General features: G+C 71.7%; 18 protein-coding genes. 8 read left to right on the top strand and 10 right to left on the bottom strand.

Annotated features, from left to right (window positions below):
* The first annotated feature begins 62 nt into the window (after positions 1-62).
* A complete protein-coding gene (locus tag PS467_RS14525; RefSeq protein ID WP_311035639.1) occupies positions 63-407 on the top strand; it encodes a hypothetical protein in 345 nt (114 codons plus the stop codon).
* A 21-nt stretch (positions 408-428) separates the two neighbouring features.
* Here PS467_RS14525 and PS467_RS14520 read toward each other — a convergent pair whose 3' ends face one another.
* The 4 genes from PS467_RS14520 to PS467_RS14505 are packed head-to-tail and all read right to left on the bottom strand — an operon-like array spanning position 429 to position 4,192.
* Positions 429-1,559: a glycoside hydrolase family 18 protein gene (locus PS467_RS14520; RefSeq protein WP_311035638.1), complete on the bottom strand. Its 1,131-nt coding sequence runs from the start codon at positions 1,557-1,559 to the stop codon at positions 429-431.
* A gap of 6 nt (positions 1,560-1,565) precedes the next feature.
* Entirely contained in the window at positions 1,566-2,396 is an 831-nt protein-coding gene (locus PS467_RS14515) for a hypothetical protein (protein ID WP_311035637.1), read from the bottom strand.
* Between the two features lie 12 nt (positions 2,397-2,408).
* Positions 2,409-3,854: a hypothetical protein gene (locus tag PS467_RS14510; protein ID WP_311035636.1), complete on the bottom strand. Its 1,446-nt coding sequence runs from the start codon at positions 3,852-3,854 to the stop codon at positions 2,409-2,411.
* Positions 3,854-4,192 (bottom strand): hypothetical protein, encoded by a 339-nt coding sequence (locus PS467_RS14505; protein ID WP_268971917.1) that lies wholly within the window; start codon positions 4,190-4,192, stop codon positions 3,854-3,856. The genes PS467_RS14510 and PS467_RS14505 overlap by 1 nt, the downstream gene beginning before the upstream one ends.
* A 399-nt stretch (positions 4,193-4,591) precedes the next feature.
* Here PS467_RS14505 and PS467_RS14500 point away from each other — a divergent pair, with 399 nt between their 5' ends.
* The gene (locus PS467_RS14500; RefSeq protein ID WP_311035635.1) at positions 4,592-5,659 is read left to right on the top strand and encodes an LLM class flavin-dependent oxidoreductase; all 1,068 of its coding nucleotides are present in this window, start codon (positions 4,592-4,594) and stop codon (positions 5,657-5,659) included.
* Positions 5,660-5,813: 154 nt separating this feature from the next.
* Here PS467_RS14500 and PS467_RS14495 read toward each other — a convergent pair whose 3' ends face one another.
* The 4 genes from PS467_RS14495 to PS467_RS14480 all read right to left on the bottom strand — a co-directional run bounded on the left by PS467_RS14495 (position 5,814) and on the right by PS467_RS14480 (position 9,124).
* Positions 5,814-6,236, bottom strand: a complete 423-nt coding sequence (locus PS467_RS14495) for a Fur family transcriptional regulator (RefSeq protein WP_268971915.1) — start codon at positions 6,234-6,236, stop codon at positions 5,814-5,816.
* Positions 6,237-6,364: 128 nt separating this feature from the next.
* Entirely contained in the window at positions 6,365-7,237 is an 873-nt protein-coding gene (locus PS467_RS14490) for a metal ABC transporter permease (RefSeq protein ID WP_311035634.1), read from the bottom strand.
* Position 7,238: 1 nt separating this feature from the next.
* Entirely contained in the window at positions 7,239-8,144 is a 906-nt protein-coding gene (locus tag PS467_RS14485) for a metal ABC transporter ATP-binding protein (RefSeq protein WP_311035633.1), read from the bottom strand.
* 11 nt (positions 8,145-8,155) lie between these two features.
* Positions 8,156-9,124, bottom strand: coding sequence for a metal ABC transporter substrate-binding protein (locus PS467_RS14480; protein ID WP_311035632.1), 969 nt, complete (start codon positions 9,122-9,124; stop codon positions 8,156-8,158).
* Positions 9,125-9,274: 150 nt separating this feature from the next.
* Between PS467_RS14480 and PS467_RS14475 the strand changes: the two genes are divergently transcribed.
* Positions 9,275-10,657 (top strand): glycine--tRNA ligase, encoded by a 1,383-nt coding sequence (locus PS467_RS14475; protein WP_268971911.1) that lies wholly within the window; start codon positions 9,275-9,277, stop codon positions 10,655-10,657.
* 137 nt (positions 10,658-10,794) lie between these two features.
* Positions 10,795-11,088 carry a hypothetical protein gene (locus tag PS467_RS14470; RefSeq protein ID WP_268971910.1) on the top strand — a complete coding sequence of 98 codons (294 nt, stop codon included), beginning with the start codon at positions 10,795-10,797 and terminating at the stop codon, positions 11,086-11,088.
* 490 nt (positions 11,089-11,578) lie between these two features.
* Here PS467_RS14470 and PS467_RS14465 read toward each other — a convergent pair whose 3' ends face one another.
* Positions 11,579-13,009: an MFS transporter gene (locus tag PS467_RS14465; RefSeq protein WP_311035631.1), complete on the bottom strand. Its 1,431-nt coding sequence runs from the start codon at positions 13,007-13,009 to the stop codon at positions 11,579-11,581.
* Between the two features lie 141 nt (positions 13,010-13,150).
* Between PS467_RS14465 and PS467_RS14460 the strand changes: the two genes are divergently transcribed.
* On the top strand, positions 13,151-14,080 hold the full coding sequence (locus PS467_RS14460) for a helix-turn-helix transcriptional regulator (RefSeq protein WP_311035630.1): 930 nt from the start codon (positions 13,151-13,153) through the stop codon (positions 14,078-14,080).
* A 58-nt stretch (positions 14,081-14,138) separates the two neighbouring features.
* On the opposite strand, the gene PS467_RS14455 is transcribed toward PS467_RS14460, so the two are convergent.
* A complete protein-coding gene (locus PS467_RS14455; protein WP_311035629.1) occupies positions 14,139-15,629 on the bottom strand; it encodes an MFS transporter in 1,491 nt (496 codons plus the stop codon).
* Between the two features lie 153 nt (positions 15,630-15,782).
* On the opposite strand from PS467_RS14455, the gene dusB reads away from it, so the two are divergent.
* The 3 genes from dusB to PS467_RS14440 all read left to right on the top strand — a co-directional run bounded on the left by dusB (position 15,783) and on the right by PS467_RS14440 (position 20,512).
* Positions 15,783-16,934: a tRNA dihydrouridine synthase DusB gene (dusB, locus tag PS467_RS14450; protein WP_311035628.1), complete on the top strand. Its 1,152-nt coding sequence runs from the start codon at positions 15,783-15,785 to the stop codon at positions 16,932-16,934.
* A 111-nt stretch (positions 16,935-17,045) separates the two neighbouring features.
* Positions 17,046-18,293: an RBBP9/YdeN family alpha/beta hydrolase gene (locus tag PS467_RS14445; RefSeq protein ID WP_311035627.1), complete on the top strand. Its 1,248-nt coding sequence runs from the start codon at positions 17,046-17,048 to the stop codon at positions 18,291-18,293.
* Entirely contained in the window at positions 18,290-20,512 is a 2,223-nt protein-coding gene (locus PS467_RS14440; RefSeq protein ID WP_311035626.1) for a VMAP-C domain-containing protein, read from the top strand. The genes PS467_RS14445 and PS467_RS14440 overlap by 4 nt, the downstream gene beginning before the upstream one ends.
* Positions 20,513-20,514 lie beyond the last annotated feature (2 nt).

Here is a 20,514-nt window from a genome sequence, read left to right as displayed (position 1 = left end):
TTGGGAGCCTGACAGGGGCCCCTGATTATGTGGACTTCCTTACGCATAATTGCAGTGTAGGTATGTGGCTCGCCTTCGCGCACCTCGTTCATCCTGAATTCATCGAGGTCGATGGATGCATTCTCTGGGAGCGTAAGTACAATCAGGAAAGGTTTGAGGAGTGGAGCCATCAACTTGAAGGTGATGTCTATGCGCTCGAAAATATTCTGAACCGGTTTGTCGTGGCCGATGCCGTTCCATGCGAGGAGACTCCCGAGAACGATAGCGCGCTCGCAGATATCGCCGCTGCTCTTGCTGGATCCTGGGAACACGCCCTGACCCGTACCTTTCCCGATCGAACTTTCGAGGTTGATGTCCTTTCCACCGATGACGGGCCGACGATCGTTTTCCATCAGGTGGGCGGCTGAGCAGCGGCATCGAGTGAGACGTCAGGTCCGCCAAAAATCTCTGCCGGGCGTCCCTGACGCGCACTCGATCGTTGTGACATCCGGCTTCCAATCGGATGCCGGCGCGCCCCAGCCCCGCTGGTACGCGGCCCAGTCCCCCGGTGTTGCCGCGAAGTCCACGTACAGGGCGACGCCGAACCGCTCGCGGCGTGGGTCCTCGCGGCTCAGGCCGAGGCGGACGCCCCGGATGGCCGCTGTGACCGTTTCGGCCGACTCGTGGTGGCCGATGTCGTCGGTGTGGAAGGCCGGGAGGCCCATCAAGAGGTGGGTGCCGGGCGGGGTCGCTTTCAGGGCCAGCCGGGTCTGCTGGGCGACGTAGCCCCCGTACAGGCTCTCCAGCGGCAGCGCCGTGTCGTAGGACATCACCGCGATCTGGTCGACCCGGCGGGCGACCGCGCCGAAGTACGACGGTGACCACCACTTGGGGTGACCGGCGAGGAAACCCGCCACGGAGTGGAGGGCGGGGAGCGGGTCGATCTGGTGTGCGGCCACCGACAGCGGTGCGCGGTGGGCGTGGGTGACCGCGTGCGCGTCGTCCAGCAGGGTCAAGAAGTCCCGGTCGCCGGAGTGCAGGGGCTCCAGGTCGAAGTGGACGCCCTCGAACCCCGCCTCCAGCACCTGTTGGGCCGAGCGCACGACCCGCTCGCGCGTCGCCCGTTCGCCGAGGTCCATCCCGGGTGGGCCTTCGGTGGACAGGACGTCGCCCAGCCACGCCTGGACGCGCACACCAGGCAGTTCGCGCCGCACCGCGTCCACCAGTCGGCGGGCCTTCGGGTAGCGCGACGCGGGCAGGCTGCCGTCGTGCTCCAGCGGGCCCGCGTGGACGTACAGGTCCCGGATGCCGGTGCCGCGCATCCGCCGGCCCAACTCGGCGAGCTGGATCTCGCCGTTGCGCCCGTCCACCCAGGCGTGCCCGAGCCACACCGCGTCCCGCCCTCGGGTGCGCGTTCCGGGCGCGGGGGCTCCCGCGTACCGCAGCCGCAGCGACACCCCGGCGGTGAGGAGGGGCGCGGCCAGGAGCGCGGTGGTGCCCGCCGCGATGCGTTGGGGGCGCTTCGGGCGCGGATGCGACCAGGGCCGTACGAAGGCCGACCGGCTGTGTTCTCGGGGCATCGGCGGTCAGCCCCCGTCGTAGGACACGACCGTGCCGTGCAGGGCGTCGGCGGCGCGTGAACCCAGGTCGTAGTCGCAGAGGTTGACGGTCCAGTTGCCGGCCGTGACCAGGGTCGCGGGCACCCCTTTGTAGGCGATGGCCTCGCGCAGTACCGCGTCACGGTCGGCGTCCGAGGCGTGCAGGGCCAGGGTGGCGCAGTTGGACGAGCCGGTGTCCGCGCCGGTGGTGCAGGTCAGCACCGTGTCCGACCGCTGCTTCCGGTCGTCGCAGCCGACCGCCGCGGCGAGGTCGTCGGCGAGGGCGCCGACCGACCGGTAGCGGGGGGTGCGGGGAATGTCCGGGAGCGGGTACTCGGGGATCTTGGCCTTCTCGGGCGGCAGTACGACACCGCCGAGGGCGGCGGCGATCCGGTTCGCGAAGCGCGGTTCGGTGACCCATACGAACCAGTGACCGGCGGCCACGATGGTGTGACTGGTGGGAGGCTCTCTGTGGGAGGCGATGGACTCGCCGATCTCGTCGCGGCTGAACTTCTTCGGGTTCAGCACTTGGATGTCGTTCTCGAACTTCGTGCCGTCGATGACGGAGGCGCATCCGAGGCCGCTTCCTCCAGCGCTGCCGCCCTGCGAACGGCGGGTGATCTCACACGGGACACCCCCCGCTTCGAGGGCTTCCACCACCGCGTCCGCGTCCGCGTACTCGGGCTTGGTGGGCACATTGCCCGGCATCGTGGCACTCGGGCTGGGTGACGAGCCGGCGCCGCCGCCCGACGTGGTGCCGCACGCGGCGAGGACGGCCGTGGCCGTCCCCGCCGCGAACACGCTGATCACTCGCTTCATGGACTCACTTCTTCAAGGGGCCTGGCCCGTCGCCGAGGGGCGCGGTGTGGGGCCGGAACTGGGCTCGCTCGGTCTCTTGTCGCCTCCGTCCCCGTCGTCGTTCTTACCGCCCGAGGAGGGTGGGGTGGGGGACGGTCCGGGCTCGGGCGACGGTGTGCCGGGCTCCGGTTCGTCGGTGCCGGTGCCGTGCGACTCGCTGCCGTAGATCGGGTCGATGGTGATGGAGTGCCCCTTGGGGGTGTCGCTCTCCAATTGCTCCAGGGCCTTCTGGCGTTCCTCGTCGCTCAGAGCCTCCCACGCCTGGGCATCCTCGATATACGGCTGGAGCTCGTCCCAGTTCTCGGCGCGGGATTTGATGGCGCCCCCGCGGGGGTCCGAATCGTCCCCGTACTGCTCGTTCTTCTCACGGACGTCGGGGGTGTCGGCGGCGTAGAGCATGAACAACTGCTTGTCCGTGTCCGCACCGTACGGATTCTTCCGTAACTCCTGGAGGTAGTACGCGCTCAGGCGGATGTCCTCGTTGGGGTACTCCTCGATGTACTTGGTGAGCTGGGCGTCGCTGAGGTCTCCCAGATACGTACCGTCCTGCGTGGTGAACGCCTGCCGGTGTTGCTCTATGACGTTACGGGCCGTCTGTAGCTTTATGTGGGTGATGCCGAGCGACTTGTCCGGCTTGATCGTCTGCTGGAGGGTCCAGTTGAAGATCCTGCCGATGGTCGGCAGGAGACCGTGGCCGTCCTGGTCGTAGTTCTGGTACCACTGCTGCTCCTGCCAGAGGATCGACAGCAGCAGCGTCTTGCTCACCCCGGTCTCCCTCGCGGCCCGCTCCACGGCGGCCAGCTGCGAGGGGGAGACGTTGATCGGATGCGTACCGTTGGGCGCCCCCGTCAGGCGCAGCGCGATGGCCAGCGGGCTGTTCTTCGTCAGCGCCTCCTTGACCAGCTTCGGATCGGAGATCTCGGTGAGGCCGCTGATGGTCCGCAGCGCGGCCGCCGCCGTGGTGTCGGCCTTGGTCGCGCGGGACAGGGCGCCCTCGATGATGCCCTGGGCGTGCTGGACCGGATCGGATTGGCTGTCGTCACCGGGGGCGGAGGCCGCCGGTGCGGCGCGGGAGACGCGACCGCTGTCGTCGACGGTCAGCTCATGGTCGTCGGCGTACGTGAGCGCGCTGCTCAGATCGCGCTGGGCGGCCTCGATCTCGTCGGCCAGGTCGTCGTAGACGCGGCAGAGCTCACGCAGCGCCAGGTTCGCCGCCTCGTAGTCCTCGGCGTGCTTGACGAAGGTGCGGCGGGCGGCGAGGCCCGCGTCGGACACCCACTGTTTCTCCAGCGTGCGGGCCACGTCGTCGCGGGCGGCGGTGCCGATCTCCTCGCAGTGCTTGGCCGCGGTGAGCGCGTCGGTGGCGGCGTCGCGCCATGCCTGCGGGCTCGCGGACCGGAGGTCGGGGACGGAGACCATCAGGCACCCTCCAGCCAGCGGGCGTCCTTGCGCAGCTCCGCCGCGATGGACAGGTCGGTGTCCATGTAGTCGTCCATGGCGTCGGTGATGGCGGTGGCGGCTTCCCTGGCCGACTCGCCGAGATCGTGCAGACGGTTGCGCCACGCCGTCACGCACTCCTGATTGGGTCTCGCGACCGCCCATCCCGAGTGGGCCTTCCCGGCTGCCTCCGGGTCGTCCAGTTTGGTCTTGTTCTTGCCCGTCGCGCTGGTGGTGTGGAAGGCGCCGGCGGTCTTCTTCGGAGAGGGCGGATCGACGAAGAGGCCCGGCAACGCCGGCAGGTCCGGAAACAAGGACATCAGGCTTCCCCCCAAGTCAGCCGTAATGTTCGTGCCTGTTCATGCATGTTCATGCACATGGCACGGGTCCGTCGCCCCGCCGCGGACGGGACGACGCGCGTACGTCCGTCTTTCCCGTACCGGACGGCGACAACCCTGGGGAGGAGCGGGACGAGGACCGTGGGCGGAGCTGATGAGGGGTGAGGATATCCGCTTGTTCGACGCCCGCCCCCGCGCCCCGTGCTCGGAAAGCGGCGGTTGACGGCGACCGCGCTGACCAAGATGTGTTCGTCCGCGCGAACGATTCGGGGTCCACCTCGACCTTTTCCGCGAGGCCGGCATACGCATACGTCCAGCCGGCTCTACGCCGGGACCTGTCATGCTGAGCGAGCGATTCCATCCGCATACCTTGGAGGTGTGATGCGTGCAGGCGTCGTGGTCAGCGCGCACCCTGGAGTGGAGGACCTCGCCGTGCGGGCCGAGGAGTTGGGCTTGCACAGCTTCTGGGTCAACGACACCCCGATGGTCCACGGCGATCCCTTCGTCGCCTTGAGCCTGTGCGCGAAGGCCACCAGCCGCATCAGGCTCGGCATCGGCGTGACCTCACCGGCGCTGCGCTCGGCTCCGGCCGCCGCGAGCGGGCTCGCCAGCCTCAACGCCCTGGCACCGGGCCGGATCATCTGCGGCGTCGGCACCGGAAACACCGCCCGGCGCACCCTGGGGATGCGGCCGACCACGGCGGCCAGGCTGGAGAACTTCACCGCCGCACTGCAGGACCTGTGCGCCGGACGCTCGACCGAGTACCGCGAAGGTGACCGGGTCCGCGACATCCGGTTCCTGCACACCGGAGCGCACGTGAACACCGCCGACCCGATCGAGTTCGTCGTGGCCGCGCTGCTCGGACCGAAGGCCGCCGCCGTCGCCGGCCGCCGCGGCACTGGCCTCATCTCCTTCGGCCTGCTGGACCCCACCGCCTGGCACGCGCTGCACGACGCCCGCCGCCACGCCGCCCAAGACACACCCCGCGACCCCGACTCCCACACGGACTCCTACGTGGTCACCTCGCTCCACATGCTGAACGAGGACGAGGACCCCCATGGCGACGCGGCCCGGGACGCGACCGGCCACCTCGTCCTGTCGCTGCTGGCCTTCGCCGCCGACACAGCCGCCGAAAACCCCGCCTTCGCCGAGCAACTCAGCCTTGAGGAACGCGAGGCGGTGCGGCGGCTCCTCGACCGGCGCGGCACCACCGCCACCGCGCCGGACCGCCACACCAAGCTCTACCCCAACTACCTCGGACGCATCGCACCGCAGGACCGGGACCTGGTTCTGCCCTCGCTGATGAACACCCTGGCCCTGGTCGGCACCCGCGACGATCTCCTCGCCCGCATCGCCACCCTGGAACAGGCCGGCATCGACGAACTCCTCATCCAGCCGGTGATCGATCCGCCCACCGAGATGGCCCAGCTCGCGGCACTCCTCACCTGAGCGGACCGCCGAGGTCCGTGGCGAGGGCGGCCAGGTGGGCGGAGGGGTGATGGGTGCGGCCATCGTCGGGGTGGCGGCGGGCGTCCTGATCCGGCTGCTCAGGAGGTCGGGCTCGGCCGCGGCGCCCGCCCCGTAGGGCGGAGGCCCGGCCGGGTCAGTCCTGGGAGGGCTTCGTGGCGCAGTCGCCGCAGGTGCCGAAGATCTCGATCGTATGGGCCACGTCCACGAAGCCGTGCTCGGCGGCGATCGCGTCGGCCCACTTCTCGACGGCGGGGCCCTCCACCTCGACCGCCTTGCCGCAGGCGCGGCAGACCAGGTGGTGGTGGTGCTCCTCGCTGCTACAGCGGCGGTAGACCGCCTCGCCGTCCGTGGTGCGGAGGACGTCGACCTCGCCGGCGTCGGCGAGGGACTGGAGCGTGCGGTAGACGGTGGTCAGGCCCACCGAGTCGCCGCGGTGCTTGAGCATGTCGTGGAGCTCCTGCGCACTGCGGAACTCGTCCACCTCGTCCAGTGCCGCCGCCACCGCGGCGCGCTGCCTGGTGGACCGGCCGCGTACTGGGGGACCCGCGGTCGCCACAGCTGCCTCCTCAACCTCGCATGCTCCGTCGCCCTCGGCGCTCTCTCCGCGCCCGCTGCGCTTGCTGCCCGGCCATTGTGCCAGTTAACGCTGTGACGACGGGCGAGAGCGAGAACCTGAGCGAAGGACTATACGAGTACATCGTCCCTCAGGGTGCAGCGCTCCTCGGCGGTGGCGACCCGTTGTGCGCGTCGTTTCGCCAGGGGTGCGGCCAGGGCCGTGATCACCGCGAAGACGCCGATGGCCAGGACGACGATGCTCGCGCCGGGCGGGACGTTCTCGTAGAACGAGTACACCGTGCCGGACAGGGTGACCACGATGCCGATGGTGATCGCCAGGGCGAGCGTCATCGCGAAGCCCCGGGTGGCCTGCTGGGCGGCGGCGACCGGGACCACCATCAGGGCGCTGACCAGGAGCAGGCCCACGACGCGCATGGCGACGGTGACGGTGACGGCGGCGGTGATGGCCAGCAGCAGGTTGAGCGTGCGCACCGGGAGGCCGGTCACCCGGGCGAACTCCTCGTCCTGGCACACCGCGAACAGCTGGCGGCGCAGCCCCAGGGTGATCAGGACGACGAAGGCGGCCAGGAGGGAGATCGCGACCACGTCGTCGGGGGAGACCGTGGTGATCGAGCCGAAGAGATAGGTGGTGAGGTTGGCGTTGGAGCCGGTCGGCGAGAGGTTGATCAGCAGCACACCGCCCGCCATACCGCCGTAGAAGAGCATCGCGAGTGCGAGATCGCCACGGGTCTTGCCGTACCAGCGGATCAGCTCCATGAGGATCGCGCCGAGGGCGGAGACGAGAACGGCGGTCCACACCGGGTTGGCGCCGGTCAGGAAGCCGAGGGCGACGCCGGTGAGCGCGACGTGGCCGATACCGTCGCCCATGATCGCCTGACGGCGCTGGACGAGGTAGATACCGACGGCGGGCGCGGTGATGCCGACCATGACGGCGGCGAGCAGGGCCCGCTGCATGAAGGCGTAGTCGAGGATCTCGAGCATCTCAGGTCAGCAACCCTGTCCGGATCGGTTCGGCGTCGGGCGCCGCGTGGGGGTGGACGTGATCATGGCCGGGCAGGGCGTGCTGGCCCACGGCCTGGGGCGGCGGGCCGTCGTGCACGACGCAGCCGTCCCGGAGCACCACCGCGCGGTCGATCAGCGGCTCCAGCGGGCCCAGCTCATGGAGGACGAGGAGGACCGTGGCGCCCGCGGCGACCTGCTCGCGGAGGGTGTCCGCGAGGATCTCCTGGCTGGCGAGGTCGACGCCGGCCATCGGCTCGTCCATGATCAGCAGTTCCGGTTCGCCCGCGAGGGCGCGGGCGATCAGGACGCGCTGGTGCTGACCGCCGGAGAGGGCGCTCACCGGGTCCCGGACGCGGTCGGCCATGCCGACGAGCTCCAGGGCGCGCTGAACGGCCGCCCGGTCGGCCTTGCGCGGCGGGCCGAACCGGCGGCGGGCCAGCCGGCCCGCCGAGACGACCTCGCGGACGGTCGCGGGGACGCCACTGGCCGCGGTGGTGCGCTGCGGTACGTAACCGATCCGGGCCCAGTCGCGGAAGCGGCGGCGCGGGGTGCCGAAGAGGGCCAGCTCACCGCCGGTGAGCGGCACCTGGCCGACGATGGACCGTACGGCGGTGGACTTGCCCGAGCCGTTGGCGCCGAGCAGCGCCACGACCTCGCCGCGGCGGACGGTCAGGTCGACGCCGCGCAGCACGGTGCGGCCGCCCAGGGTGGCGGTGGCGCCACGCAGGGATATCGGGTCGAGGGCCGGGTCGCGGCCGGCGGCCGCGCCGCGCTCCCCGGTGGCCGCGCCGCGCTCCGCCGGCTGGGATATGTCAGGCTCCTCGGTGTCCCCGGGGTCCCGGGCTTCCCCGGTCTCCCTGGTCTCCCTGGTCTCCTCGGTTTCCATGGGTTCCTCCGTTACTTGGCGCCCAGTGCCGTCTGCAGGGCCTTGAGGTTGGACCGCATGACCTGGATGTAGTCGTCGCCCTTGGACGTGGTCCCGATGCCCTCGATCGGATCGAGCACATCGGTGCGCAGGTCCAGATCGCCCGCCAGCGTCTTGGCCGTGCGGTCGCTCACCAGGGTTTCGAAGAAGACGGTGTTGACCTTGTCCTTCTTGGCGATGGTATGCAGCTCCTTGATCCGGGCCGGGCTGGGCTCGGATTCGGGGTCGAGCCCGGAGATCGCCTCCTGCCGCAGACCGTAGCGCTCGGAGAGGTAGCCGAAGGCGGCGTGGGTCGTGATGAACGTGTCCGAGGAACGGTCCTTCAAACCGTTCCGGAAGTCCTGGTCGAGCGTGTTCAGCTGCTTGACCAGGGCGGTGGTGTTCTTCTTGTATGTCTCGGCGTGATCGGGGTCGGCCTTCTCCAGCGCCTTGCCGACACCCTTGGCGACCTGGGCGTAGCGCACCGGATCCAGCCAGATGTGGGGGTCGGCGGCGGCGTCGCCGGAGTGGGCGTGGTCGTCGTGTCCTTCCTCGCCCTCGTGCTCGTCGCCCTCCACCTCGGTGCCGTGGTCCTCCAGGGTGGTGTACGAGGCGGCGTCGGCGACGTGCTCGGGATGGGCCTGGGCGATGGCGCGGTCGACGGAGGGCTGGAGTCCCTTGAGGTAGACCACCAGGCCCGCCTTGCTGAGGTCGGCGGTCTGCCGGGGGCTGATCTCCAGGTCGTGCGGCTCGACACCAGGCTTGGTCAGCGTGGACACATGGATGGCGGACCCGCCGATCCGCTCGGCGAGGAACTGCATCGGATAGAACGACGCCACCACGTCGAGCTTGCCGTCCGTCCTTCCGTCTCCGGCGTCGGAGGAGCAGGCTGTCAGGGTGGTCAGACCCAGTGCGGCGGCTCCGACGAGAGCGGTCGTGGGCCTGAGGCGGCGTATGTTCATGACTCTCATTTTCAACAAAAATGGAAACGATTGTCAACAAGTGCCCTCTTGGTGATCGCTTCGCGCATCGATTTGATCCGGGGGGTGCCGCCGCCGGTAACCTGAAGCATTCGCTTCGTCGTCAATGTCGTCATCAATGAAGAGAGCACCGTGGCCGCCGACAAGATCGACACCATCGTCAGCCTCAGCAAGCGCCGTGGCTTCGTCTACCCGTGCAGCGAGATCTACGGCGGCCAGCGCGCCGCCTGGGACTACGGACCGCTCGGTGTGGAGCTGAAGGAGAACATCAAGCGGCAGTGGTGGCGTGCCATGGTCACCTCGCGTGACGACGTCGTCGGTATCGACTCGTCCGTGATCCTGGCCCGTGAGGTGTGGGAGGCGTCCGGCCACGTCGCCACCTTCACGGACCCGCTCACCGAGTGCACCTCCTGCCACAAGCGGTTCCGCGCGGACCACCTGGAGGAGGCGTACGAGGCCAAGCACGGCCGGCTGCCCGAGAACGGCCTGGCCGACGTCAACTGCCCGCACTGCGGCAACAAGGGCAGCTTCACCGAGCCCAAGCAGTTCTCCGGGCTGCTCTCCACCCACCTCGGCCCCACCCAGGACTCCGGCTCGGTCGCGTATCTGCGCCCCGAGACCGCCCAGGGCATCTTCACCAACTTCCTCGCCGTCCAGCAGACCTCGCGCAAGAAGCCGCCGTTCGGTATCGCGCAGCTCGGCAAGTCGTTCCGCAACGAGATCACGCCGGGCAACTTCATCTTCCGCACCCGTGAGTTCGAGCAGATGGAGATGGAGTTCTTCGTCAAGCCGGGCGAGGACGAGAAGTGGCACGAGTACTGGATGGAGCAGCGCTGGAACTGGTACCGGGACCTCGGTCTCCAGGAGGCGAACATCCGGTGGTACGAGCACCCCAAGGAGAAGCTCTCCCACTACTCCAAGCGCACCGCTGACATCGAGTACCGCTTCCAGTTCGGCGGCTCGGAGTGGGGCGAGCTGGAGGGTGTGGCCAACCGCACCGACTACGACCTGAAGGCGCACTCCGCCGCCTCCGGCCAGGACCTGTCGTACTTCGACCAGGACGCCGGCGAGCGCTGGACCCCCTATGTGATCGAGCCGGCGGCGGGCGTGGGCCGCGCCATGCTGGCCTTCCTGCTCGACGCGTACGTCGAGGACGAGGCGCCCAACGCCAAGGGCAAGATGGAGAAGCGCGCCGTGATGCGGCTCGACCCGCGGCTGGCGCCGGTCAAGGTCGCGGTGCTGCCGCTGTCCCGCAACGCGCAGCTCTCGCCGAAGGCCAAGGGGCTCGCGGCGGACCTGCGCAAGCACTGGAACATCGAGTTCGACGACGCCGGCGCGATCGGCCGCCGCTACCGCCGCCAGGACGAGATCGGCACCCCGTTCTGCGTCACCGTGGACTTCGACACGCTGGACGACAACGCCGTCACCGTGCGTGAGCGCGACACGATGAAGCAGGAGCGGGTCTCCCTCGACCAGATCCAGTCCTACCTGGGCGGCCGCCTGATCGGCTGCTGACCCGGTCCGGGCCGACGGCCCGGAGCACGGCACCGGACCATACCCGACGACGGGCTCCGGCGCCGCGGACGCGACGTCCGTGGCACCGGAGCCCGTCGTCGGCTCGGCAGAACGGGGGTTCACCCATCGTGCGAGGCGTGACGCATCACATCACCGCCATCCGCGAGGACGGCACGGTCTTCGAGGTGAGCTACGGCTACGGTCCGGGGCAGCGGCGGCTGCTCGGCTGCCTCCACTGCGACTGGCAGGAGCGGATCACCTACGGCGGCGCCCGGCACAAGGGGCTCGATCACCTGGCCCAGGCACACGGGGCCCTCGGCTCGCCGCGGATGACCGCCGACGCGGCGGCGCGGCGGCAGGTCGTCCTGATCATGCTGGCCTGTTTCGCGGTGGCCGCGCTCATCCTGTGGTGGGCCGCCTCCCAGGCGTGACCGGCGTCCCGGGCGTGACCGGTGTCCCGGCGTCCCAGGGGCGGCCCCCTCCCAGGCGTGACGGGCGTCCCGGGCGTGACCGGCCTCCCGGGCGTGGCCCCCTCCCAGGCGTGACGGGCGTCCCGGGCGTGACCGGCCTCCCGGGCGTGGCCCCCTCCCAGCGTGACGGGCGTCCCGGGCGTGACCGGCCTCCCGGGCGTGGCCCCCTCCCAGCGTGACGGGCGTCCCGGGCGTGACCGGCCTCCCGGGCGTGGCCCCCTCCCAGCGTGACGGGCGTCCCGGGCGTGACCGGCCTCCCGGGCGTGGCCCCCTCCCAGCGTGACGGGCGTCCCGGGCGTGACCGGCGTCCCGGGCGTGGCCCCCTCCCAGGCGTGACCGGCGTCCCGGGCGTGACCGGCCTCCCAGGCGGACCGCCTCCCGGGCGTGACCGGCGTCCCACGCGTGACCGGCGTCCCAGGCGTGACCGGTCCCGGGCGACGGGGCATTCCGCCTACGACACCGCGCGCGGCAGCCGCAGGCTCAGCAGCAGGGTCACCACGATCGCCCCCAGCTGGGCCGCGAGCGTACTGACCAGCGCGTCGCCCATGCCCGCCGACGGCTCCAGGGCCAGGAAGAGCGTGCCGAGCGTCGCCACGCCCAGCGCCAGCGCCGACTGCTGGGTGGTGACCATCACACCGCTCCCCACCCCGGCCCGCTCGCTCGGCACATCGGCCAGCACGATCCGGATCAGCACCGGAAGCTGCAACCCCTGCCCGAACCCGGCCAGCGCCACGCCCGGCAGCAGCCCGGCCAGCGACAGATCCGGCCAGTCCCGCCATACGGCCAGCATCAGCGTGCCGATGCCCACCGCCTGGATCAGCCCGCCCGCGGTCACCACCCGGCTCCCGTAGCGGCCCACCAGGCGCGGCCCCAGCAGCGAGGCCACGAAGAACGCCGTCGCCATCGGCACCAGCGCCAGCCCGGCCTCGACCGGCCCGTACCGCAGGCCCTGCTGGAGCGCGACCGCGATGACGAACATGAAGCCGCCGAAGCCGATCGAGAACGGCACCACGATCGGCAGCCCGCGCCGCAGCCCGCGCTCCGCGAACAGGCTCGGCGGCAGCAGCGGCACGAGTCCGGCCCGGTCGGCGCGCCGCTCCACGACGTAGAACGCGGCGGCCACGAACGGGAACGCGCCCAGCACCAGCCAGGTCCACAGCGGCCAGCCCGCCGCCCGGCCCTCGGTCAGCGGCACCATCAGCGTGATCAGTGACAGCGCCAGCAGCACGGTGCCGGGGACGTCCACCGGCGCGGGCCGCTCCGAGCGGGTCTCGGGGACCGTGCGGACCGCGAGGACCAGGCCGATCAGCGCGACCGGCACATTGACCAGGAAGACCGCGCGCCACCCGGTGCCCGCGATGTCCGCGGCCACCAGCACACCGCCCAGGATCTGCCCCGCCACCATCGACAGACCGGCCGTCGCGCCGTACAGGCTGAGCGCGCGGGCGCGGCGCGAACCGCTGGTCGAGGCGTGGATCGTGGCGAGCACCTGGGGCAGCATCAGCGCGGCCGCGGCGCCCTGCGCCACCCGGGCGCCCACCAGGCTCCAGGCGTCCGGCGCGAGCCCGCAGGCCAGCGAGGTCACGCCGAAGGCCGCCATCCCGGCGAGGAAGAGCCTGCGCCGTCCGAAGGTGTCGCCCAGCCGGCCGCCGAGGACCAGCAGCACCGCGTACGCCACGCCGTATCCGGCGACGACGAGCTCCAGCACGGCGGGGCCGGCGTGGAGATCGCGGTCCATGGTGGGCAGGGCCACGTTGACGATGAAGAAGTCGATCAGGGGCAGCGCCGCGCCCAGCAGCACGGTGAACAGCCCGAGGGGGCTGAGGGCGGGGCCGGTGGGTCTCGCCCGTGTCGCCCGTGTCGTGGGTGTCGTAGATGTCATGGGTGTCGTTCGGATCGTTCGTGTCTGCGTCTCGGTCACGCTGACGACGATGCCGCGCCGCTCAGACTGGTACCAGAGTGTCTTTATCCTGGTACCGGAAGTACCTGGCAACCGGCTGAGGCTCTCCGGCATCCTGGAGGCATGACCACGATGGTGCAGGAGACCGCGGCCGGTGCGACGGCCGGGAGCAGGGGCGCGGGGGCCGAGACACGCGGCGATCCGAGACGAGGCGAGCTGGCGGCGTTTCTGCGCAGCCGGCGGGAGCGGATCACGCCCGAGCAGGTGGGTCTGCCCCGGGGCCGCCGCCGGCGGACGCCCGGTCTGCGCCGTGAGGAGGTCGCGCAGCTCTCGGCCGTCGGAGTGACCTGGTACACGTGGCTGGAGCAGGCCCGCGACATCCATGTCTCGGCGCAGGTCCTCGACGCCATCGCCCGCGCGCTGCTCCTGGACCGCAGCGAGCGCGCCCATCTCTTCGCGCTGGCCGGGACCGTCGACCCGACTCCGGCCAGTGAGTGCACGGGCGTTCCGGAGACGCTGCAACGCGTGCTGGAGCAGCTGGAGCCGTTCCCCGCCTGCGTCCAGAACAGCCGCTTCGACCTGCTGGCCTACAACCGCACCTACCGGCTGCTGATGTGCGACCTGGACCGGGTGCCGCCGGAGGACCGCAACTGCCTGTGGCTGGCCTTCACCCATGACGAGTGGCGCTCCAGTCTGGTGGACCGGGACGAGACGATCCGGCTGATGGCGGCCAAGTTCCGGGCCGTGATGGCCGAGCATGTCGCCGAGCCCGCCTGGAAGGCGATGGTGAAGCGGCTGGAGGACGCCTCCCCTGAGTTCCGGGAGATCTGGGCGCGGCATGAGGTGGTCCGGCCCGGCGACAAGATCAAGGTCTACCGCCAGTCGCGGGTGGGCATCGTCCGGCTGGCCTCCACCAGCCTGTGGACCGGCCCCCAGCAGGGTCCCAAGCTGCTCACCTACACCCCGGCGGACGCCGAGACCCATGAGCGCCTGCTGCGGCTGCACGCCATGGCGCTCGCGGAGGAGGCCGCCCCGGAACCGGCGGGAACCTGACCCGCCGCCGGGGCGGCCTCCTTACGCATCACGTGGCGTAGGGCGTAGGGCGCACGCCTCACGCCTTGGCGCCGGCCGATGTCTGCGCCGTCGGCGCGCCCTCCTCGAAGAGCGCGGCCGCGTGCCGGGTCGTCGCCTGGGCCCAGCGGCCGGTGGTCACCAGTCCCAGCAGCAGGATGACGGCGCCGCATCCGGCGATGATCCACCAGGCGGGGCGGGCGGCGTCCACGAACGCCGCCGCGGCCGCCGGCGAGGCCGCGTGTCCCGTTCCGGCCGCCGCCGCCGACGCGGCGCCCGCCGCCAGCACCGCGCCGATCACCGCGACGCCGAGCGACTGGCCCACCTGGCGGCTGGTGGAGGCGACGGCCGCGGCGACTCCCGCCTGGGAGCGGGGCATCCCGGAGACCGCCGTATTGGTGATGGGCGCGTTGACCATGCCGAAGCCGAGGCCGAACAGCACATAGCCGACCAGCAGCCCGGCATCGGTCGCCTGGGCGTCGAAGACCGCGAACATCACCCCGCTGGCCGTTATGGCGACGCCGGCCGCCAGCATCGACGGCCGGGGGCCGCGGGCGCCCACCAGCCGCCCGGACAGCGGTGCGCAGACGAAGCACATGAACGCCATGGGCAGCATCCACAGCCCGGCGTGCAGCGCGTCGAGCCCGCGCACGTCCTGGAGGTAGAGGGTGTTCATGAAGAGGTAGCCGCCGAGCGCCGCGAAGGCGCACACCGCGACCACCGTCGCCCCGCTGAACGGCGCGCTGTGGAAGAACCGCACGTCGATCAGCGGTTCCTCGCGCCGCCCCTCGTACCGGACCAGCGCGAGCAGCCCCACGACGGCGACCGCCCAGCAGGTCGCGATCAGCGGCGAGTCCCAGCCGCGGTCCGGCGCCTCGATGATCGCGTAGGTGAGGGTCCCCAGCACCGCGATGACCAGCAGCTGGCCGATGGGGTCGGCCCGGCGTGGCCTGGGGGCGCGCGACTCGGGGACGAAGCGGGCGGTGAGGGCCAGCGCCGCGATCCCGATCGGAAGGTTTATCCAGAAGATCGAGCGCCAGCCGACCGATTCGACCAGCAGTCCGCCCACGATCGGTCCGGCCGCCATGCTGATGCCGACGACCCCGCCCCAGATCCCGATGGCGCGGGCCCGCTCCCTGGGCTCGGTGAAGACGTTGGTGATGATCGACATGGCGACGGGGTTGAGCATCGAACCGCCGATCGCCTGCACCCCGCGGAAGCCGACCAGCGCTTCCAGATTGGGTGCGACGCTGCACAGCGCCGACCCGATGGTGAAGATCACCAGCCCGGTCTGGAAGGTGCGCTTGCGCCCGACCCGGTCGGCCGTCGAGCCCGAGAGCATCAACAGCGCGGCGAGGACGAGGGTGTACGCGTCGATCGTCCACTGCATTCCGGAGACGGAGGCGTGCAGGTCGTTCCGCATCACCGGCAGGGCGACATTGAGGACGGTGTTGTCGAGGCTGACGAGCAGCAGGCTCATGCAGCAGATCGCCAGCACAAGCATGCGCCGCCGATGGCTGAGCTCACGCATGGTTGAACGCTACATCGATAGTGTCCGTACGGCGGCCATGACCGCCCTGTCGGTCCTCCTCCTGGGTGCGGGACAATGAGAGACCGGCCCGCACCGGGCGGCCCGCCGATCGACCCGCCCTCCCACCGTAGTACCCACGAGGAAGCCCACTCCATGACGCCGACGCCGCACGCACAGCTGGAGATCGGACCGCATACGGTCCAGCCGCCGGTCGTGCTCGCACCGATGGCCGGGATCACCAACGCGCCGTTCCGCACCCTGTGCCGGGAGTTCTCCGGCGGGAGGGGGCTGTTCGTCAGCGAGATGATCACCACCCGGGCGCTGGTGGAGCGCGACGCCAAGACGATGCGGCTGATCCACTTCGACGGGACCGAGAAGCCGCGCTCCATCCAGCTGTACGGGGTGGACCCGGTGACCGTCGGCAAGGCCGTCCGGATGATCGTGGACGAGGACCTCGCCGACCACATCGACCTCAACTTCGGCTGCCCGGTGCCCAAGGTGACCCGTAAGGGCGGCGGCTCGGCGCTCCCGTACAAGCGGCACCTGCTGCGCTCCATCCTGCGCGAGGCGGTGGCCGCCGCGGGCCCGCTGCCGGTGACCATGAAGATGCGCAAGGGCATCGACGACGACCACATCACCTACCTCGACGCGGGCCGGATCGCGGTCGAGGAGGGCGTGACCGCGATCGCCCTGCACGGCCGCACCGCCGCCCAGCACTACGGCGGCACCGCCGACTGGGAGGCGATCGCCCGCCTGAAGGAGGCCGTCCCCGAGATCCCGGTGCTGGGCAACGGCGACATCTGGTGCGCCGACGACGCGGTCCGGATGATGCGCGAGACCGGCTGCGACGGCGTGGTCGTGGGGCGCGGCTGCCTGGGGCGGCCCTGGCTCTTCGGCGATCTGGTGGCCGCGTTCGAGCCCGGCCCCGAGCCGCCGGTGTCCGCGCGGCCGACGCTGAAGGAGGTCGCGGCCGTGATGCGCCGCCACGCCGAACTGCTCGCCGAGTGGCTGGCGGACGAGGAGCGCGGCGTGATCGATTTCCGTAAGCACGTCGCCTGGTACACCAAGGGGTTCTCGGTCGGCTCGGAGATGCGCAAGCGGCTGGCGGTCACCTCGTCCCTGGCCGAGCTGGACGCCCTGCTGGCCGAGCTGGACCTGGACCAGGAGTGGCCCCCCGGCGCCGACGGTCCGCGCGGCCGCACCTCGGGCCGCAACCGCGTGGTGCTGCCCGACGGCTGGCTGGACGACCCGTACGACCGCGCGGGGGTCGGCGCGGACGCGGAGCTGGACACCTCGGGCGGCTGAACCGGTTCGTCCTGGGGCGTGCGGGGGCATCACGGGTGAGGGCGAGCCCAGCACGGGCTAGAGTGATGGGCTCGTGGTCACGGTGGGGATCAAGGCGATCTGGGGGGATCGGTGACAAGCGTCGTCTTCGTCCACGGCACGGGGGTCCGGGCCAAGTCGTACGAGAAGAGCTTCGCGCGGGTCGTGAGCGGCCTGGGGCGGGTGAGAGCCGAGGTCAGGGTCGTCCGCTGCTTCTGGGGCGAGGAGCACGGCGCCTCGCTGGGACTTGACGGGGCGTCGGTCCCGGTGCGGACGAGGAACCGCGGGCTCGGCGATGACGGCCCGCTGGACGAGGACGACCCGCTGGCCGTATGGGCGCTGCTGGAGGTGGACCCGCTCGCCGAGCTGCGGGAGTTCGCGGAGGCGGCGCGGGCGCGGCGCGGCGCGGGCGCGCGGCCCGGCTTCGCCCCGGGCCGTCAGGACCCCTGGCGGGCCATCGCCGACACGGTGCGCGGGCTGAGCCTGGAGGGGGTGGCCGGCGGCGGGGAGAGCCTGGACGAGCTGGTCCGTGACCTCGCGCCGCACCTCGGCCCGGCCGGCGGCCGCGTCGCCCAGGAGATCTCCCGCAGCCTCGGCGGCACTCCGCCCGCCGACGGTATCGAGGCGATCGCGGCCCGCGCCGTGTACGCCCTGGCCGTCCAGCGGGCCGAGGGCCCGCAGGGCGCCGATGAACCGCTCGCGGTGGACGGCGCCGACCGGGACACCGTCGTCGGCGCGCTCACCGACCGGCTCGGCGGCACCGACCGGGGCGGATTCGTCGCCCGCGCCGCCAAGGGCGTCGCCGTACGGGCCCTCAACTCCTACCTCTCACCGCTGTCCTCGCTGGCCCACACCTTCCGCGGCGGGATCACCAAGGGCTCCGTCCCGGCCAGTGGCGACATCCTCCGCTACCAGGTGCGCGGCGCCGGGGTGCGCGCCGCGATCCGTACGGCGGTGGACGAGGCGGTCGCCGCGGGGGACGGGCCGGTGGTGCTGCTCGCCCACAGCCTCGGCGGGATCGCCTGCGCCGATCTGCTCGCCGAGCCCGATCCGCCCGCCGGGGTGGAGCTGCTGGTGACGGTCGGCTCACAGGCGCCGTTCCTCTACGAGCTGGACGCGCTCACCGCGCTGCGCCGGGGCGACCCGCTGCCCGCCGCCTTCCCCCGCTGGATCAACGTCTACGACGAGCAGGACCTGCTGGGTTTCGTCGGGGCGAAGGTCTTCCCCGGCCGGGTCACCGATGTGCGCGTCGACACCCGCCAGCCCTTCCCGCGCGCCCACACCTCCTACTTCGCCCACCAGAGGCTGTACGACCTGCTGGCCCCGGAGCTGCCGGCGTGACAGCGGTGGAACACGACTGGCGCCGCACCCACGCCGTGCTCGTGGCGGTCGAGCGGTACAACGGCAGCGACGGCCTCAACCTCGACGGCCCGGTGCACGACGCCCTCGCCATGCGGGAGTGGCTGACCGGGCAGGGCGTACCGGCGGCGAACATCCAGCTGCTCGCCTCGCCCCTGGAGCACAACCGGGCGGCCCTGGAGGCGGCGCACCCCGGTTACCGCCCGGCGGAGCGCGCCGATGTGCGCCAGGTCTTCCAGGACGAGCTGCGGTCCATCGACGCCGACTGGCTGTGGGTCTACTGGGCCGGGCACGGCGTGCAGACCCAGCGCGGCCGGTGGAGCCTGCTCTACCCGGAGACCCGGGACACCGACCTCCAGGGCGCGGACGCCGACGGCCTGATCCATCTGATGCACACCGAGCATCTGCCGTGGGACGGCGTGGACCGGGTCACCGTGATCATCGACGCCTGCCGCCAGGCACTCGACCCCGGCGTCCAAGAGCTGGCCGACGAGCCGGACGACCTCGCACAGACCCCCCAGGTCGACGTGGAGCGCCCGATCTACTGGATGCGGGCGTGCCAGGCCGGGGCGGTGGCCAAGCAGCAGCAGGGCACCGGCCGGTTCACCGCCGCACTGCTGCGGCAGCTCCACGCGGCCGTGGCCGACGGCGCGGACCTGGATCTGGACCGGGTCTGGCAGGGCGTGGTGGAGGAGTTCGAGCAGGCGGACGACACCGGTCGGCAGCGCCCGACGGTGTACGTCAGCCGCTGGAACGAGAGCGTGCGGGTGGTCCGGCTCGGCCCGCCCGACCCGCCGCCCGGCCCACCGCTCGATCCGCTGCTGAGCCGGTTCCGGGAGACCCTGGTCCTGGAGGCGTCGGGGCTGCTCGGGGCCGATCCGGCCGGATCGGCGGCGCGGGTCGCCGCCCGGCTGCGCATGGAGTTCACCGACGCGCCGCCCGCGACGGGCGCCCTGCTGGCGCAGGAGCTGGTCGACTGGGCGCTCGCCCATGAGCACGGACTCGCCACCCTCTTCCACGCGCTCGCCGAACAGGCCCCGGACCAGCGGATCGGCGCGGAGGCCCGCGAGGCGTGCCGCAGGCTCCAGAAGCAGTGGCTCACCTGCGCCGAGTACACCGAGCTGGTCGCACTCCTGGGCCGGCTGGACGAGCGGGGCCGCGCCGACGTCGTCGCGGCGGCGCACCAGCAGTTCGGCCCCGCCCGGCTCCCCGCGCACGATCCGGTCGCCCTGGCCGACGCCCTCGAGGAGCTGGTGCCCAGGCCGCACCAGCTGCCGCAGCTGCTGAGCACCGTGGAGCACTTCGCCGCGTACTCCGACGGCGCCGTCGCCGCCGAGCTGCGCGTCTGGGCGGGCGCCTGTGCGGTCCGGCTCGGCATGAAGGACGTCCTGCTGGACCACCGCGCCCGCGCCACGGCCGAGGCCGAACGGGCCCGGACGGCCGGCCCCGCCGAGCGCCGGCGCATCCAGATAAGGCTCCACCCGCCGCACGGCCCCGGCCAGCGGCGGGCCTACGAGGTGTGGGCGCGACGCGGCGACGAGGTCGACGCGCTGGCGAAGATCGACACCCCCGCCTCCCCGGAGGAGATGCAGCGGGGGATCGACGCCCTGCTGGCCGCGCACGCCCGCGCCACGGAGACCGTCGTGGAGTTCTTCGTCCCGTCCACCGACCTGGAACTCGACGTGCACCGCTGGCCGCTGGACGCGGGCAAGCCGCAGGAGCGCTCGCTCGGCACCGACTTCCCGGTCGTCCTGCGCTGCGCCGAGCTGCGCCAGCCCGAGCGGCGCCATCTGTGGGAGCGGCGCTGGTCCCGGGTCGCCGGGGCCACCCCGGGGGACCTGCACTGGCTGCCCGGCCACACCCACAGCTTCGCGCAGGTCCGGGCCGCCATGGAGCGGCAGGAGACCGCCCCGGGCGCGATGACGGCCAGTCCGGCGTGGACCCGCTCGAAGATCTTCACCGCGTGTCTCTTCGACGGCGTGCCCGTGCTCGTCTGGGACACCGGCACCAAACCGGCCCTCACCGAGCAGCAGCTGAGGTCCCTGCTGGGCACCGGGCCGCTGGAGCACCTGCCCCAGCGGCTCCGCAAGCTCCGGCTGGAGAGCGACGCCGACGAAAGCCATCCGGGCCGGCAGCTGGCCCTGCTGTGGGACGACCCGCACCGACCGCTTCCCGACCGACTCGACCTGTCGGCACCCTGAGT

This window comes from Streptomyces luomodiensis (assembly GCF_031679605.1).
Lineage (GTDB): Bacteria > Actinomycetota > Actinomycetes > Streptomycetales > Streptomycetaceae > Streptomyces > Streptomyces luomodiensis.
The sequence above is the reverse complement of the archived record's forward strand: the minus strand, read 5'-3'. Positions and strand labels throughout refer to the sequence as shown.